At 50.0% G+C, this 15,655-nt stretch carries 16 protein-coding genes; 7 read left to right on the forward strand and 9 right to left on the reverse strand.

The genetic code is table 11. The features are described from left to right. The first annotated feature begins 30 nt into the window (after positions 1-30). Both G3M78_11010 and G3M78_11015 read left to right on the forward strand, forming a co-directional pair. Complete coding sequence (locus G3M78_11010) at positions 31-414, forward strand: glyoxalase (GenBank protein ID QPJ65893.1); 384 nt, start codon at positions 31-33, stop codon at positions 412-414. Between the two features lie 39 nt (positions 415-453). Further along, a complete protein-coding gene (locus G3M78_11015; protein ID QPJ65894.1) occupies positions 454-849 on the forward strand; it encodes a hypothetical protein in 396 nt (131 codons plus the stop codon). Between the two features lie 21 nt (positions 850-870). On the opposite strand, the gene G3M78_11020 is transcribed toward G3M78_11015, so the two are convergent. The 7 genes from G3M78_11020 to G3M78_11050 form a co-directional block, all read right to left on the reverse strand. Next, positions 871-1,293: a DUF1566 domain-containing protein gene (locus G3M78_11020; protein ID QPJ65895.1), complete on the reverse strand. Its 423-nt coding sequence runs from the start codon at positions 1,291-1,293 to the stop codon at positions 871-873. A 123-nt stretch (positions 1,294-1,416) separates the two neighbouring features. Then, complete coding sequence (locus G3M78_11025; protein QPJ65896.1) at positions 1,417-2,292, reverse strand: hypothetical protein; 876 nt, start codon at positions 2,290-2,292, stop codon at positions 1,417-1,419. Continuing rightward, complete coding sequence (locus G3M78_11030; protein ID QPJ65897.1) at positions 2,289-3,779, reverse strand: anthranilate synthase component I family protein; 1,491 nt, start codon at positions 3,777-3,779, stop codon at positions 2,289-2,291. The genes G3M78_11025 and G3M78_11030 overlap by 4 nt, the downstream gene beginning before the upstream one ends. Before the next feature lie 35 nt (positions 3,780-3,814). Next, positions 3,815-5,023, reverse strand: coding sequence for an FtsX-like permease family protein (locus G3M78_11035; GenBank protein QPJ65898.1), 1,209 nt, complete (start codon positions 5,021-5,023; stop codon positions 3,815-3,817). Then, positions 5,017-5,706 carry an ABC transporter ATP-binding protein gene (locus G3M78_11040; protein ID QPJ65899.1) on the reverse strand — a complete coding sequence of 230 codons (690 nt, stop codon included), beginning with the start codon at positions 5,704-5,706 and terminating at the stop codon, positions 5,017-5,019. Before G3M78_11040 ends, G3M78_11035 begins: the two co-directional genes overlap by 7 nt. A 7-nt stretch (positions 5,707-5,713) precedes the next feature. Beyond that, a complete protein-coding gene (locus tag G3M78_11045; GenBank protein QPJ65900.1) occupies positions 5,714-7,054 on the reverse strand; it encodes an efflux RND transporter periplasmic adaptor subunit in 1,341 nt (446 codons plus the stop codon). 1 nt (position 7,055) lies between these two features. Next, complete coding sequence (locus G3M78_11050) at positions 7,056-8,573, reverse strand: TolC family protein (protein QPJ65901.1); 1,518 nt, start codon at positions 8,571-8,573, stop codon at positions 7,056-7,058. 453 nt (positions 8,574-9,026) lie between these two features. On the opposite strand from G3M78_11050, the gene G3M78_11055 reads away from it, so the two are divergent. The 5 genes from G3M78_11055 (at position 9,027) to G3M78_11075 (ending at position 14,499) form a co-directional block, all read left to right on the forward strand. After that, a complete protein-coding gene (locus G3M78_11055; GenBank protein ID QPJ65902.1) occupies positions 9,027-9,662 on the forward strand; it encodes a response regulator in 636 nt (211 codons plus the stop codon). A gap of 112 nt (positions 9,663-9,774) precedes the next feature. Then, positions 9,775-10,596: a transketolase gene (locus tag G3M78_11060; protein ID QPJ65903.1), complete on the forward strand. Its 822-nt coding sequence runs from the start codon at positions 9,775-9,777 to the stop codon at positions 10,594-10,596. 55 nt (positions 10,597-10,651) lie between these two features. Further along, entirely contained in the window at positions 10,652-11,581 is a 930-nt protein-coding gene (locus G3M78_11065; protein QPJ65904.1) for a transketolase family protein, read from the forward strand. Positions 11,582-11,678: 97 nt separating this feature from the next. After that, entirely contained in the window at positions 11,679-13,559 is a 1,881-nt protein-coding gene (asnB, locus tag G3M78_11070; protein QPJ65905.1) for an asparagine synthase (glutamine-hydrolyzing), read from the forward strand. Between the two features lie 58 nt (positions 13,560-13,617). Beyond that, positions 13,618-14,499: a PhzF family phenazine biosynthesis protein gene (locus tag G3M78_11075; protein ID QPJ65906.1), complete on the forward strand. Its 882-nt coding sequence runs from the start codon at positions 13,618-13,620 to the stop codon at positions 14,497-14,499. Between the two features lie 76 nt (positions 14,500-14,575). On the opposite strand, the gene G3M78_11080 is transcribed toward G3M78_11075, so the two are convergent. Beyond that, the gene (locus G3M78_11080; GenBank protein QPJ65907.1) at positions 14,576-14,809 is read right to left on the reverse strand and encodes a hypothetical protein; all 234 of its coding nucleotides are present in this window, start codon (positions 14,807-14,809) and stop codon (positions 14,576-14,578) included. A gap of 130 nt (positions 14,810-14,939) precedes the next feature. Continuing rightward, complete coding sequence (locus G3M78_11085; GenBank protein ID QPJ65908.1) at positions 14,940-15,488, reverse strand: DJ-1/PfpI family protein; 549 nt, start codon at positions 15,486-15,488, stop codon at positions 14,940-14,942. Between the last annotated feature and the right edge of the window lie 167 nt (positions 15,489-15,655).

Below are 15,655 nucleotides of genomic sequence, written 5' to 3' on the forward strand. Positions count from 1 at the left end.
AGGTTTGTTTATTGAATAGGGAGAGAGTCGATGAGTCTTGATGCGATCGGAATCGCGTGTGCGGATATTCCCAAAAACCTGGAATTTTTTGAGTTGCTGGGCGTGAAACTGAAAGAGGTGGGCGGTTCCGGGCATTTTGAAGGAACAACGCCAAGCGGCGTGCGCATCATGCTGGATTCTTTTGAATTGATGAGGAAGATCAATCCCGAATGGAAGGAACCGAAAGGTTCAGGCATTGTATTATGCTTTTTGCAGGACAGCCCGGATCGGGTGGATGCTCTGTATGCCAGAATCACAGAGGCAGGCTTTGTGGGCGTCACCCCACCCTGGGATGCTTTTTGGGGGCAACGCTACGCTTCGGTTCAAGACCCGGGTGGTCATCAGATTGATCTGTTTGCGCCGCTGGAATCCTGATCTGTAATTTTAAATATATAATTGTAATGTGAGTGGATGATGCAAATAGACGATAAGGGAAAAATCTGGGTCAAAGGATCGTTTCGCCCGGTTCCTGCAGTGCGCGTGGGCGACGCCTTTCATCTGCTGGGTAATGAGATGGATCACGAACCCGACGTTTGGCTTGAAGGCGAATATTTATATGTGGATTGGCATGACCCGAAAGCGCGCGTCCGGCTGGGGCGACGCATTCCTCTGGGTTTGGAAGCTAAAATCCCGGGAACCTTGTTCAACGGTTTTGAACAAACGAAGCATCAGGATGTTCTGTCTGTGGATTTTAACGCCGAAGGCGTCGAAAGCGTTACTTTTAAAGCGGACGAATACCTTGCCAGGAATCTGTCAAGCCTGAGTGGAAACGAATTTTTTCAGCAAATGCTGATTGAAAAAAATGGATGATCCGCCAATTCGGCGAATTGCTTATGCGTTGCGAACGAGCCGTGTGGAATTGAGGTTTTTTTCGCTCTTGTCCTTGTAATCGACTTCTCCGTTTCTCAGATTCAATCGCGCCGCCTTGCCCTCGTCGTTCAGGTCGCTGGTCCACATCCAGTAAGCGCACCCGACGACAAATTTGGGGTCGATGTGGATGTCCTTGCCTTCGAAATCTTTATGTGTCAGTGAGGCGTCGTAGAATTTTTTCGCTTCGTCAAGCGTTGGCATGCGCCAATCTGCGTGTCCCCCGGCGTAGACCTGACGCATGATCTGAATATATCCCGCGATTTCATCGTAGGTTTTCCAGTCCCCCAGATCCTGCTTCGAATCTTTTGGGAGCCACTGCTTTTTTTCGCGCGAGTCGGCGATGATTCCATTTGGATTTTCAATAAATCGTTCTGAAGTGGTCATGGTTTCTTTAAATTTAATAGCGCACGCTCGCGTTCTAGATTGAGAGCGCGTCGCTGAAATGGGCGCGACAAGTCATCGATGCGTCAATGATCGATTCCTGACAGTTGCCGGGAATTTGAAAAATTAGCATGATAAGTCCGGGTCTTCAACTATTTTCAGGTACTCTTCCCGCAGGCGGCGGGTGAGGGGGCCGGGGCTTCCCTCGCCAATCAGGCGATGGTTGATTGTGACGACGGGTAAAATTTCTATCCCGGTGTTCACTAAAAACGCTTCGTCGGCATCGAGCGCCTGCTCGCTTCGCATCTCGCTTTCGATGCTTTGGATGCCCGCCCTCTCAGCGATTTCCAGAACCAGTTGCCGGGTGATTCCGGGAAGGAGATAGGGGCTGAGAGACGGCGTTTTGAGGATATTATCTTTGACAAAAAACACGTTGGTCGTTGTGCCTTCGCAAATTCTTCCCTCGGGATCGGTGGAAATGAGGTCGAAAGCCTCGTCCTTTCTGGCCTTTTCCTGCAGGAGGATTTGCGGAAGGAAATTGCAGGATTTGATCGCCGGGTCGACATGCGGCAGGCGATGCGCCGTTCCTTCAGAAATGAGGATGCCGACTCCCTGTTCGTATTTTTCAGTCGACAGTGGGTTGGCCTGACGTGCGAATATCGACAGCGTAGGCGCTGTCGGATTCAACTGAATGCCATGTTCCGAAACGCCGCGAGAGACGGTGATGCGGAGAATGGCTTCGCTGAGTTGATTGCGGTTGAGTAGTTCTTCTAGCGTGGATTGAAGACTTTCTTTGTCGATTCCAATATCCAGATGAATTTGAGACGCAGAACGATACAGCCGCTCGAGGTGCCGGGATGCTTTGAGGATGCGTCCGCCATAGGCGCGCAGGGTTTCGAACAGTCCGTCTCCATACAGGAAGCCACGATCCAGTATGGATATTTTAGCGTCCTTGAGGCGGATATATTCGCCGTTCAAATAGACCCATGCCTTCTCGTTCATGAGGTTTCTTTTGCCAGTGTGCTCAAGGCTTCCATCATGGCGCCGGCTTTAGACAAGGTTTCGGCGTACTCTGTTTCCGGGTCCGAATCGGCGACGATTCCCGCGCCGACATGAAAGCTGGCGCGCTTGTCTTGAATGAGAACGGATCGGATGATGATATTCAAATCCATGTGTCGTGAAAAACCAATGTAGCCAAACGAGCCGGAATAGGGGCCGCGGGCGCAGGGTTCCAGTTCATTGATGATTTCCATGCAACGAATCTTGGGGCATCCCGTGATGGTGCCGCCGGGAAAAACGGCGGTGAGAATTTCCTTGAGCGAAGTCCCCGGTTTCAGTTTGCCTCTTATATTCGAAACGATATGGGTGACGTGTGAATACTGCTCCAGAAACATCAGATCCGTCACGCTCACCTGGCCGGGCAGACAGAGACGCCCCAGATCGTTGCGCTCCAGATCGACCAGCATCAGATGTTCGGCCTTTTCTTTTTCATTCAATAACAATTCTGCCGACAGGGAATGATCCTCTTGTTCGGTTTTGCCGCGCGGACGCGTTCCGGCGATGGGTCGGGTTTCGATCCAGTCCCCTTCAAGCTTGACAAGTCGTTCCGGTGAAGAGCTGATGAGGGTCGCTTCAGGAAAATTAAAAATTCCCGAGAAAGGGGAGGGGTTGACCTTCCACAAACGACGATACAGGGAGATCGGATCTTGCTCGGTTTCCGTTTCGAAGCGTTGTGCGAGGTTGACCTGGTACACATCGCCCTCTTCGATATAGTTCTTGGCGCGGCGTACGCATTCCATATACTGCGTCTGTGTCATATTCGACAGGAATTCTTTTGGCGCCTCTTCAGTCGATAGCGAAGCGTCTTCGGCTGGCAAGTCGCAAGACGAGGGCAGGGCGCGGATTCTGTTTTCGATCCTGTTTAATTCAGAGACCGCCGATTCATAGGATTGATCTGGATTGCCTGACTCGACGGCGACGATGATTTTCAGTTCCTTCGTTTTGTGGTCGAATCGCAAGAACTGGAACGTTTCGGCGAAAAACAGATCGGACAAGTCATCGGCGCTCCCCTTGTCATCTGGCAGGGTTTCAAAGATTCCTCCCGCTTCGTATCCGGCGAAACCGATCCAGCCACCCCAGAAATGCGGAGCGTATTCAGGCGTTTTCGCCGCATCGTTGAAATTCAACAGGCGCATGGCTTCATCAATCTCAATTTCCTGAGGAGCGTTTTGTCCGGGATACTGAAGGGATGCGCGTTTGTTTTTAATCGTTACTTGTCTGCCGGAACAGGAGCCCAGGAAAGAAAAACGCGAAATTTCTTCGGGGCCTTTGCCGCTTTCAAATAAAAACGAAACGGCTTCCCTTGCATAAAGTTCCTGATAAATCCTGTCAAGCGCGGCTTGGGGCGCCTGAATGACGCCAACCACCGGAACATAGGGTGATTGATCGCTCAGTTTTTTGAATTCTTCTGGCGTTGGACAAATGAGCATCGCAGGGCAGGGAAATTGTTTTCAGGGACGGCTGATCACTCGTAACGCAAGGCTTCGATGGGATTCATCTTCGCCGCTTTGTTGGCGGGATAAAAGCCAAAGAAAACGCCCACGCATACGGAAAAGCCAAACGCCAGGGCAATGGTCTTGATGGAAACGATGGTGTCCCATCCTCCCATATCGGAGACCAGTTTGGAAATGCCGACTCCGAGCGCGACTCCGATGGCGCCGCCGATGAAACTGATCAGAATGGATTCTATCAAAAACTGTTCGCGAATTTCGCCTCTTTTCGCGCCGATGGCCATGCGAATCCCTATTTCGCGTGTGCGTTCCGTAACCGAAACCAGCATGATGTTCATGATGCCGATGCCGCCAACCATGAGGGAAATGGCGGCGATTCCACCTAATAGATAAGTAAAGGATTTTGCGGCATCGCCCCAGCTATTCAGGAATTGGGACGAGTTCTGGACGTAGAAATCATCTTCTTTACCCTCGGCGATATTGTGACGGCGGCGCATCAACTCCTCAATATCCTTGATGACCTGATCCATGCCGTCAATGCTTTCAGACTGCACGTCAATGGACTGGACGCTGTCCATACCGAATAATCGCTTCTGCGCCGTCGTGACGGGGATAAAAATCTGGTCGTCGGGATCGAACCAGCTCATGGAACCTTTGGCTTCGGTGATGCCGATGATGAGGTAACTGTTGCCGTCGACTTTTATGGTTTCGCCAATCGGGTCGGTGTCGGGGAACAGGTTGTTGACGACGGTGGCGCCGAGTACGGCGATGCGACGTGCGCTACGAACTTCCTGTTCGCTGAAGTAACGCCCTCGCTCAAGAATGAAATTGGCGAGGCGGGCGTAGTGGTGTCCGGTGCCGCGCACGGTGGAATTGGAATTTCTGTTGCCGAACTTCAATTGCGCCGAGCGATAGACCTGCGCCGCCGCGCCGGTGATGCCGCTGATCTGCTGTTCAATCGCCTCGGCGTCTTCCAGCGTCAGGGTGTCGACTTTATCCGTAGAAACGTGACGGGTTTTTTTGAGTCCGGGTTTGACGGTGACGATATTGGTGCCGAATTTGGAAATGGTGTCGAGGGTTTTCTGGCGCGACGCTTCGCCGATGGAAATCATCGAGATAACTGACGCGACGCCGATGATGATTCCAAGCGCGGTCAAAAAGGTGCGCAGTTTGTTGGCAGAGAGGGAGCGCAGGGACATTTTGAACAGACCCCAGATCAACATGGCGCGGTACGTCCTTTCACGGCTTCATCGCTTGTGATGCGTCCGTCCCGCATCTGGATGATGCGACGGGCCTGCTGAGCAATGTCCGGTTCGTGCGTGACCAGAATGATGGTGACGCCTTCGCGGTTCAATTGATGAAATAACGACATGATTTCGTTTCCATTTTCGGTGTCCAGATTACCCGTCGGTTCGTCCGCCAGAATCAGCGAAGGATCGTTCACGATCGCGCGGGCGATGGCGACGCGCTGGCGTTCGCCGCCAGACAGTTCGTTGGGCTTGTGCTGTACCCGATCCGCCAGTCCTACCTTGGCCAGGGCCTGGAGCGCTTTTTCCCGCGGATGCGGCGTGCGCGCGTACAAGAGCGGCAATTCGGTGTTTTCCAAAGCGCTGGTGCGCGACAGGAGATTGAAATTTTGAAATACGAAGCCGATTTCCTGATTGCGCACATCCGCCAGCTGGTTGAGGTCGAGGGACTGGATTTCCCGACCCTCCAGACGGTAAATGCCCGAAGTCGGTTGATCCAGACACCCGAGCAGATTCATGAGCGTCGATTTACCGCTACCGGACGGTCCCATGATAGCGACAAATTCACCGCTCTCAATGGAAAACGTCACCGAGTCCAGAGCCGCTACAATTGAAGGCCCCATCTGATAGGATTTGCAAAGCTGTTCGATTTCAATCAAGACAAAGTCACCGCGAACGAATCATCCAGAGTATTTTCCTCATGGTCGAGCCTTTATCTTTAGATGCGAGCGCCTCCTCTAACGTTTTTTCCCAATCGCCAAGAACCACTTTTTGTCCGGGATTCAATCCCTCTTTGATCTCTATATGGATCGGGTTGTTGAGTCCCGTCGTAACGGGGACTTCCTCCGGCATGCCTTCATCGTTGAGAATGGCGACAAAGGAACCGCCTTTTTTCTGGCGCACCGCTTCTCTGGGAATGTAGAGCGCATCCTTCACCTTGTCGATGATGATATCAACATTGGAGGTCATTTTGGGTTTCAGGACTGTTTTGCCCTCTCCGAGGATTTCGATTTTCACTTTGAAAATGGTGATACTGCTTTCGATCACCCCTTGAGGGGCGATGCGAAGAACGCGACCGCGAAACGACTTTTCAAGAAAGGCGTCCGCCGTAATCTGCACCGCTTGCCCGGGTTCCACCTGTCCAATGTCCGTCTCGTCGATATCCGCCATGATGAACATTCGCGACAGGTCGGCAATATTCGCCAAAGCCGTACCGCCGCCGACGTTTGAGATGCCGGATGCGATGATCTGTCCTTCTTCGACCAGTTTTTCGATAATGACGCCGTCGATGGGAGCGTAAATTTCGGTTTCCTGCAAGCGTTCATTCTTTTCCGCCAGAGCGATTTCGGAGCGTTGGACCTCGGCGCGAGCCAGCTCCACTTCATGTTCGCGGATGCTGATGTCGTGCACAAGATTTTCTTTGGCGTTCAACTTAGATTTGGCCTGAACCAGATTTTCCTGATTCACCTTGAATTCGGTTTCGGCAGAATCGAGAGCTTCCTGGGACACGACTTTCTTTTTAAATAAATCCGATTGTCTTCTCAATTTATCACTGGACTCGGACAGGTTCGCCTGGGCCGCCAGAACCGCTGACTTGGCGGTTTCGATATCTGTCTGGTATTGAGCCTTGATCTGCCGTAAAGAGGATTCGGCTTTGCGCAGATTGGCGGTTGAACTGGCAAGATCGGCCTCGGCAAGCGAAACGCTTCGCAATTCATCCGATTTGTCGAGGCGAATCAAGGGCTGGCCCTTGATGACCTGATCGCCTTCGTTGAGAGGGAATTCAAGGACCTCTCCGCTGGCTTTGGATTTGACTTCCACCTGAAAATTAGGCTCAACAACCCCCTTCGCGGCAATTTTAAGAACCAACTCATCGTGGATGACATCCGCCGTTTTGAATTCGATTTCAGGCTTCATGTCCTTCGACGTATCTGCCGAGGCGCTGATATAAAAATACAGGCCGCCGGTCAGCAGGAGGGCGCCGGTTACGAGGAACGCTTTTTTCATATCACTCGGTTTCGCTTAATTTGATTCCATACTCATCCAGAGTCGTGGCCATGGCTTTTCGCAGGTTGATGCGGGATTTGTTCAAATCGGTCAGGGATTTGATCTCGTTGCTTTGTTCTTCTGCAAGGTCTTCCTGAAATTCAAGAACATTGAAACTGGTGGACAGGCCGACGGCAAATTTCTGCTCTTCCGCGTCGAGTTTTTCCTCAGCCAGTTTGCGCGCGACCCTGGCGGCTTCAACACGCTTGATATCGGTTTTGACCTGGCGTGCGGCCTCTCGGACTTCAACCGTGATCTGACGTTCGAGGTCCTTTAAATCCATCAACAATTGCGCTGATTCCAGGCGAGCTGATGTGAGCTGGCTTTCCGCCGATTTGTTGCCCAGCGGGTAGCTGAGTTGAACGCCAAATTTCCACAGGAAGTATTCGCTGGAAAACATGTTTGACAGGGATTCGCCATAACCGCCGTCGAACTGGCTGGTCACGGTTCCGCCGCTGAAGCGGGTGATTGGTTTGGCGTCGCCGGCAAGACCATTGAGGCCCAGGCTGGCGACCAGATCGAGCGATGGGTAGATTTGGTTCTCATTGTACTGAACCAGAATACGTTTGTTCTCCAACTCTTTGCGTTTGGCCAGATAATCGGGGCGACTCAATAGCGATTCCTTGATGGCTTCGTCGACATTGAGATCGAGTTTTTCGAAAAAAACTGGCGCGTCTACAGGAGTGATCTTTTTATCTCCCTCGATGCCGAGGAATGTCAGGTTCAGTGTGTTCTTTAATTTGTCTTCATTATCGGTGATCAGGTCCTCGGCGCTGACGAGCAGTTGCTCGCGCGATGCGACTTCGGACTTGGCCTGTAAAATTTCGAGAGGTGCGAGCGTTCCAACATCGACTTGAGCCTTGACGCGCCGCTCCAGATCTTTGGCGCGTCCTAACGAGGTTTGCTTGACGCGCAAATCTTCAATACTGAAAACCAGATCCCAGTAAATATTCTCAACATCGCTGATGACGCTGATGACTTTGTCCCTGAAACCAAATTCTGAAATATTGACGTCGTTGTTGGCGATATAAATATTTCTCTTGTTGGTGTCGATGCCAAAATTTTTCAGCAGGGGTTGCGTGAAATCCAATTGCAACTCAGCGTCGTAGCTGGGGTTGAGTCCAGAGTTGGGCGAATTGGTTTTGTTGATCCCGTTATTAAATTCCAGGCTGTATTCCGCGCCAGTGACCAGCTTCTGGCTCAAGGAAAGATTCCAGGCGGTGTCTTGATTCCTGCCTTTGTCTGTGGAGGTGCCAGCGACGGCGCTTTGGATCGTTTGTTCTTGAGAGGTCAGTTCCATGCCAATGGTAGGGTCGAATTCCGACTCGGAGTCTTTTACGGCTTCCTTTTTGATTTTTGTATTGAAGCCTTCAACGGCGATGGAAATATTGCTGTTCAAGGTACCAAATACGGCTTCCTTTAAACTCAGGGGAAGAGAGTCGGCGAATGACAGGGCCGGGACCAGCAGTGTGGCAATCATAATAAAAAAACAAGTTTTTCTGATTGAGCGTAAAACGTACATGTAGCGCGCTCCTAAATATATAAAAAAGGTTTGATTTTTTAGCGGTTAACCTATTATAGCCCCGGATTTCGCAAATGAAACGCTTATATTTGCTATTTTCTAATTAATTTCAGGAATCAACACAGAATCTGGGCAATGGCATGAATTTGTATTATTTATCGGGAGTTTTGGGAGAAACCTTTATCAGAGAACTGTAAATTTGAAGGTAAGGTACAAGGGGTGGTTGCATTTAAAAAAAATCGGTTTTTCAGATAATTTGAGCAGGGAATCATTTCTCAATCATGATATCTTTATGGGTGTATGTAATTTTTTTTAGAAAACACTTGAAAAGTTACATTCACTGTGTAACATTTTAGTATTCAAAAAAGCTTAGGCGCCTGTTAATAACAAACAAAAAAATGGCAAGCAGAGATGAGTGATATCGAAGAAAGAGTGACTGCGGCGGAAATATTAAAGGTGGTTCCGATAACAAGGAAAACCTTATGGCTATGGCAAAAGAAATACAAGTTTTTCCCTGATCCGCAGAAAGAGGCTCACCCTGGAGGGAAGGGGATCGTCGGCTACTATCCCGCATGGGTCAAGGAGCGTTGCAAGAAAGTGTATGCCTTGCAGAAGCAGGGGCACACGATCAAAATGATTCAGGATATTCTAGAGAAGGAAATTTCTGAAAAATCTACGAAAAAAATATTGATCGTTGACGATGAAGTGAAGTTCACCAATTTGCTGAAAAACTATTTTGATAAGAATGGATTTTTGACGGAAACTGCGTACGACGGTCTTGAGGCGGGCCTCAAAGCCGCCGAGTTCAAACCCTCTATCATTATCCTTGATCTCGCATTGCCTGGGCTGAGTGGAATCAAAGTCTGCCAGAAGCTGAGACAAAACCCCACGGTGAAGAATGCGAAGGTGATTGTCGTTTCCGGCGATCTGCGTTATTCAGAAGCCGATATTCTGGAAGCGGGGGCCGATCAATATTTTTCAAAGCCGGTAGATTTCACCCAGTTGCTTGAATCCTGCGAAAAATACGTATCATCTCCGCTGGAATAATCCGCATGTTATTGTGAATCTACGCCTGCCTCGGTTTCCTGTTTGGAACCGAGAGCCTTCTATGCTATAAATCTAGCTCATTTATCGTTCATCGATTACCGGGAAAAAGATTTTGGACACACAAGAATTGACGAAACTGGAAGACCTCGCAAAAACTTTGCGAAGGAAAATTTTGACTGTCATTCATCGGGCTGGCTCCGGTCACCCTGGCGGCAGTCTGTCTGCGATCGATTTGGTGACGGCGCTGTATTTCGGAAATATCATGAAATATGATCCTGCCAATCCGAAAGATCCTGGAAGAGATCGTTTCCTCTTAAGCAAGGGACACGCCTCTGCGATGTTTTATTGTGTACTGGCTCAAGCGGGATATTTCCCTGAAAACGATCTGGTCGATTATAGAAAGATCAATAGTAAATTATTTCTATCGGGTCATCCGCACCCGAAAACGCCTGGCGTTGAGATTGCGTCTGGCAGTCTGGGGCAGGGCTTGAGCGTGGGACACGGCATCGCTTTGGGATTGAAAGAGTCTTTTCCTGACAGCCGGGTTTACGTTGTCATGGGCGACGGAGAATTGCAGGAAGGGCAGGTCTGGGAAGCGGCGATGTCTGCGGCCAAATTCAAAAGCTCCAACCTGATTGCGATTGTCGATAACAACAAAGTGGCTCAGGACAATATAACGAAGGACCTGAAAGACCTCGAACCTTTGGAAGATAAGTGGGCGTCTTTTGGATGGGACGTCCTGCGGATTGACGGTCATGATATGGGACAAATCATGGACGCATTGAGCAAGCCGGTCGCGAAGGATAAGCCGCGTGTCATTATTGCCGACACGATAAAAGGCAAGGGCGTGAGCTTCATGGAAGGCAAGACAGCCTGGCATGGCGTGGCTCCATCAGATGAAGATTTTAGCAAGGCTTTAGCAGAGTTAGCGTAAGTTTCTTAAATCGAATAGTAAATACACTAAAGCATTTATACAGGTGAGTGACTCAATGATTGACGGCGCAACAAGAGATGGGTATGGAGAGGCTTTGCTGGAACTGGGCGAGGCGAATCAGCAGGTGGTGGTTTTGGATTCTGGAGTCAGCGACAGCACGCGAACCAAGAAATTCGGCGACAAATATCCCAATCGCTTCTTCAATATGGGCATCAGCGAAGGCGATATGGTTTGTACGGCGGCAGGTCTGGCAACGACGGGTAAGATTCCATTCGCTACCAGCTTCGCTTGCTTTCTTTTGGGACGCAGTATGGACCAGACTCTGGTCAGCGTGGCTTATTCCAACACCAATGTGAAACTTGTTGGAACGCATTCCGGAATCGCCGTTGGTGAGGATGGGCCGAGCGCTCAGATGATCGTTGATATGGCCTACACTCGTGCAATACCGAATATGGTCGTCATTCAACCTGCGGACTGGGAAGAGGCGCGTCAGGCAACCAAAGCCTTGGCTGAATACACGGGGCCTGCGTATTTGCGTTTGGGACGCGCCAAGCTCAAGGGGATTTACGATTCGTCCTATAAATTTGAAATTGGCAAGGCCAGCGTGGTACGCGAAGGGTCAGATGTGGTCATTTTCGCAACGGGCGGAATGGTGCAAGAGTCCTTACTGGCGATAGAAGCGATCGGTGGCAATCCGAGCGTCACTCTGGTGAATGTCGCATCGATCAAGCCTCTGGATGAGAAAATGATTATTGAACAGGCGTCAAAGCACAAGGCGGTGATCACTGCCGAGGATCATAATTTCATCGGCGGTCTGGGCGACGCAGTCGGCGAAGTTTTGTTGCGAAACAGAATTCACAAGCCGGTTGAGAGAATCGCCGTGAAAGACCAGTTCGCTGAAACGGGGTCGGGCGCTCAGTTGTATGAGAAGTACGGTTTGTCTTCAAGTCATATCGTTTCTGCTTTGAAGTCGATTCTGGACTGAAGCTGAAGTTTTAAAGGTTCCCATTCTTAGTTGACATAATATCTATTATGGGAACCAGCGTTTAGATTGTTTAATCCTTCCTTGAGAGCTCTTATTCATGTGTGGTGTCGCCGGGATTCTGGCGTTCCAGCCTCAAAATCTACCAGAGCCTCCTGAAATTCTACTGGATCGTATGCTGTCCCGACTTGAGCATCGCGGGCCGGATGGACAGCGAAGCGTCGTATTAAAAGATACGGCAGACCTCTGGGTCGGCTTCGGGCACAGCCGTTTGTCCATCATCGATCTTTCGGATGCGGGCCGACAACCTATGTCGGATTCAGAGTCCTCAGTCTGGATCAGCTCCAATAATGAAATCTATAATTACAAAGAACTGCGCCGCGAGCTGGAAAGTTCTGTTACCTTTCGGTCTGATTCCGACACCGAAGTCCTCTTGCATACGATCAAGGATGATCTGGCTAATGGCTTGAATCGCCTGCGCGGCATGTTCGCGTTTGGTTATTGGGATTCGGCGCGTGAAACCTTATCGCTTGCCAGAGATCGTCTGGGCGTCAAGCCGCTGTATTATTATCAGGATGAGAATTGCCTGATTTTCGCTTCTGAGATTCGATCCATTCTTGCCACGGGTATTCCGGCGAAAACGCTCAAGCCTCAGTCTGTGTTCCAGTTCCTTTCTTTTGGGCGCCCCCTGGCTCCCGATACTTTGATCGAAGGCATCAAGGAACTGAGACCGGGGCATCTTGCTATTTGGAATTCGGGCGATTTTCATGAGGAATCCTGGTGGAATCCGGCCTCTTTCTCCATCAAACAACAGGCTGATATTGAAAAATCGGCTAAAGAGCATTTGCAGTCTGCCGTCAATTCCCGGCTTGTGAGTGATGTTCCCGTCGGCGTCTTTCTCAGCGGCGGGATGGACTCCTGCGCCGTGGCCTCCTTGTGCCCCCCTCCCCGTCCGCGCTCCCTGTCCATGTCTTTTTCTGAATCTGCTTACGATGAATCCGTATATGCGCGGGAAACTGCGGAATTTCTGAATCTGGATCATCAGAAGATAAATATAAGCCCCGATGAGGCATTGCAGTCCTTGCCGGACTTTATTGCGGCGATGGATCAGCCGACGCTGGACGGTTTGAACGTATTTTTGATCTCCAGACAAGCGCGGGCTAATGGATGGAAGGTGGCTCTTTCTGGCCTTGGCGGGGATGAATTGTTTGGCGGTTACCCTTCATTTCAATTGCTCCCCAAACTGGCGCGTTATCAGAATCTTTTAAATTGCCTGCCACGATCCTTTGTTAAGGGCATGTCGGCGTTGTTGAGAAAATTCAGTCGCAATGACAGGGATACCAAATTATTACGCTGGATGAGCGGCGATCATTCGGGACCGCATCCCTGGTTTTTACTGCGTTCTTTATTCAGCGGTTCCGAGCTGAATCAGCTTTGGGAAAACGAGGGCGATCTTGAGGCTGAAACGGAGCTTCATTGGCGCCGCGCACAGCTTCTCGTGGATTCAGTTGCAGATTGGGATTTGTTGAATCAGGTCTCATTTCTTGAGGCGACACAATACATGGTTCCGACCCTTCTGAAAGATGCCGATGTCATGGGGATGTCGCAGGGCCTGGAAATTCGCGTTCCCTGGGTCGATCATTTGCTGGTGGAGTGGATGTTTTCCTTGTCGGCCAATGAGAAATTCAAGATTCAGGGGCCTCTCAAGCCGCTTATGTATAAGGCCTTGCAGGGAAATTGGCCGGAAGGCATGGACAAACGTCGCAAGGCCGGTTTCACCCTGCCCTTTGAAGTGTGGATGCGTGGCGAATTGCGTGAGGAGATGGAGCGGATTTTATTCACTCATGTCCCCATCCTTGACCCTTATTTACAGGACAAGGGCGTCAGGAGAGTATGGGACCAGTTTCTAAAAGGTCGCACCGCCTGGTCGCGACCCTGGGCTATTTATGTCCTTAAAAAATGGGTTTTAAGGAATATTTAAGGTTTCAGGCTCATTTCCCTAAATGGGTTTCGAGTATTAATATTTAAGGCTTCAGTCTATGAAAATTCCATTTTATCAGGTTGATGTTTTCACGAATTCCCCTCTTGGCGGCAATCCGTTGGCGGTCTTTCCAGACGCTTCGGGTTTGGATGAGTCTTTATTATTGAGAATCGCGCGCGAGATGAACTTGTCGGAAACGGTTTTCCTCTATCCTTCCGACTCGGAATCGGTGGATTATCGCATGCGAATCTTCACCCCGGCGAAGGAAATCCCCTTTGCGGGGCACCCGGTGATCGGGACCGCCTATGTCATTTGCAAGACCGGGATGCGCGTTAAATCGAAGAATTCAGTTCAACTGGGCCTGCCAGCTCAGACGATATCGGTGGTCAGTGGAAACGAGGATGAGTATTTCATGGAACAACCGGAGGCTCAGTTTGGCAAGACCATGAACGATCTGGAACTGATTGCCAAGGCGGTGAATCTGGACTCCCGGCTCATTGGAGGCGTCGCAGAGCCGCAAGTTTGCAGTACCGGGCTTGCCGCCCTGTATGTTTCCATTGATGGTTTGAAAAGTATTGAAAATATAATGATTAATGGTCAATCTCTTAATGCTTTACTTGATCTTTCTCGCGTCGATATGCTGTATGTTTTTACGCTGGAAACACAGGGGGCATCCGTGCATTCGCGTTCTTTCGCTCCGGGAATTGGCATTCCTGAAGACCCGGCAACCGGGAGCGCGGCTGGAGCGCTTTCAGCTTATCTGGCAAAGAATGAAGTTTTGGACAAAGAAACCCTGAAGCATTTTGTCATTGAACAAGGCTATGAGATCAATCGCCCGTCGCAAATCATTGCAGGGATCGAATGGGAATCCGGGAGTCAGATGAAAATCAAAGTGGGTGGGTCCAGCGTTCTGATAATAGAGGGGCAGATGATGATCTGAGAGATCAGATCATCAATGGACGAAATCTGCAAAGCGTGAGCGCTTTACTGACAGAACGGTCTTCGTCTTAAGAAATTCAGGCTGACTTCTGTTTTTCGTCTACGACAAAATCGGGACGAACATAAGCGCAGGCGCCGCAATGATGCGAAACGTCTCTGGAGCACATCAGGCAAGCTTCCAACTCGCCGCTGAAACGGATGGCGCCGCCGCAATGGTTGCATCTCAAAGCCGGTTTTTTGGCTTTTCGAGGCTTGTAGGAAAAACGCTTTTTGTTGATAAGTAATTTGCTTCTTGAAATATTCACGTGCATGATCTCGACCTTATAAAAGCTGACCTCTGATCTAACGAGGGTTCAGTCGTCAATTTTAGAATTTGATGCACTCGTTTCGTGAAAGGATTTAAAAAAATGTGGTATCCCGATCACGGATTTTCAAAAAAAGTTAAAGTTTCGCCAATACGCCTTCATTGACGATATGGACCCGGTCGATCCCAAACAGGCATTCCACCAGTTTCATGGCAAATTCCATTGCCGTTCCCGGACTGCGGCTGGTGATGATCTTTCCGTCGACAACCACCCTTTCCTCCTCGTAGTTGACTCCATTCAGTTTTTCCCGAACCGAAGGGTGACTGGTGATGTGATCCCCTTTCAAAATTCCCGCCGTTTGCAGAACCAGAGGAGCGGCGCAGATAGCCGCGATGAACTTGTCGCCACTGTGCATCTGTCGCAGGATATCGAGGAGGCCGGGATCTTTTTGAAGATTTGATGTTCCCGGCATTCCCCCTGGCAAAACGATCATCTCGAATTCGACGGGGTCGACGGCGCTCAACAGGCAATCGGGCATGACATGAACCCCGCGTGAGCCTTCGACTGGCCCTTCGCTCAAACCTGCCAGCGTAACGCGCGCTCCAGAACGTCGCAGGATGTCGACAACGGTGATCGTTTCGATTTCCTCAAAGCCCTGCGCAAGAGCAACCAGAACTTTTTTCATGAGTTAGAACTTTCATTTGAGTTAGCTTCGATTTCCTTTAAATCCTGTTTTAAAAACATTCCAATCATTTAGAGCTAATATAGATGTTCAATCCATTTCCTGCAATGCGTCCTGATTATTATTTAAGAGCCGTTTGATTTGGAGTTTAGAATTTCAGCTTTCAGGTC

The organism is Candidatus Nitrohelix vancouverensis, assembly GCA_015698305.1.
Classification (GTDB): Bacteria; Nitrospinota; Nitrospinia; order Nitrospinales; family VA-1; genus Nitrohelix; species Nitrohelix vancouverensis.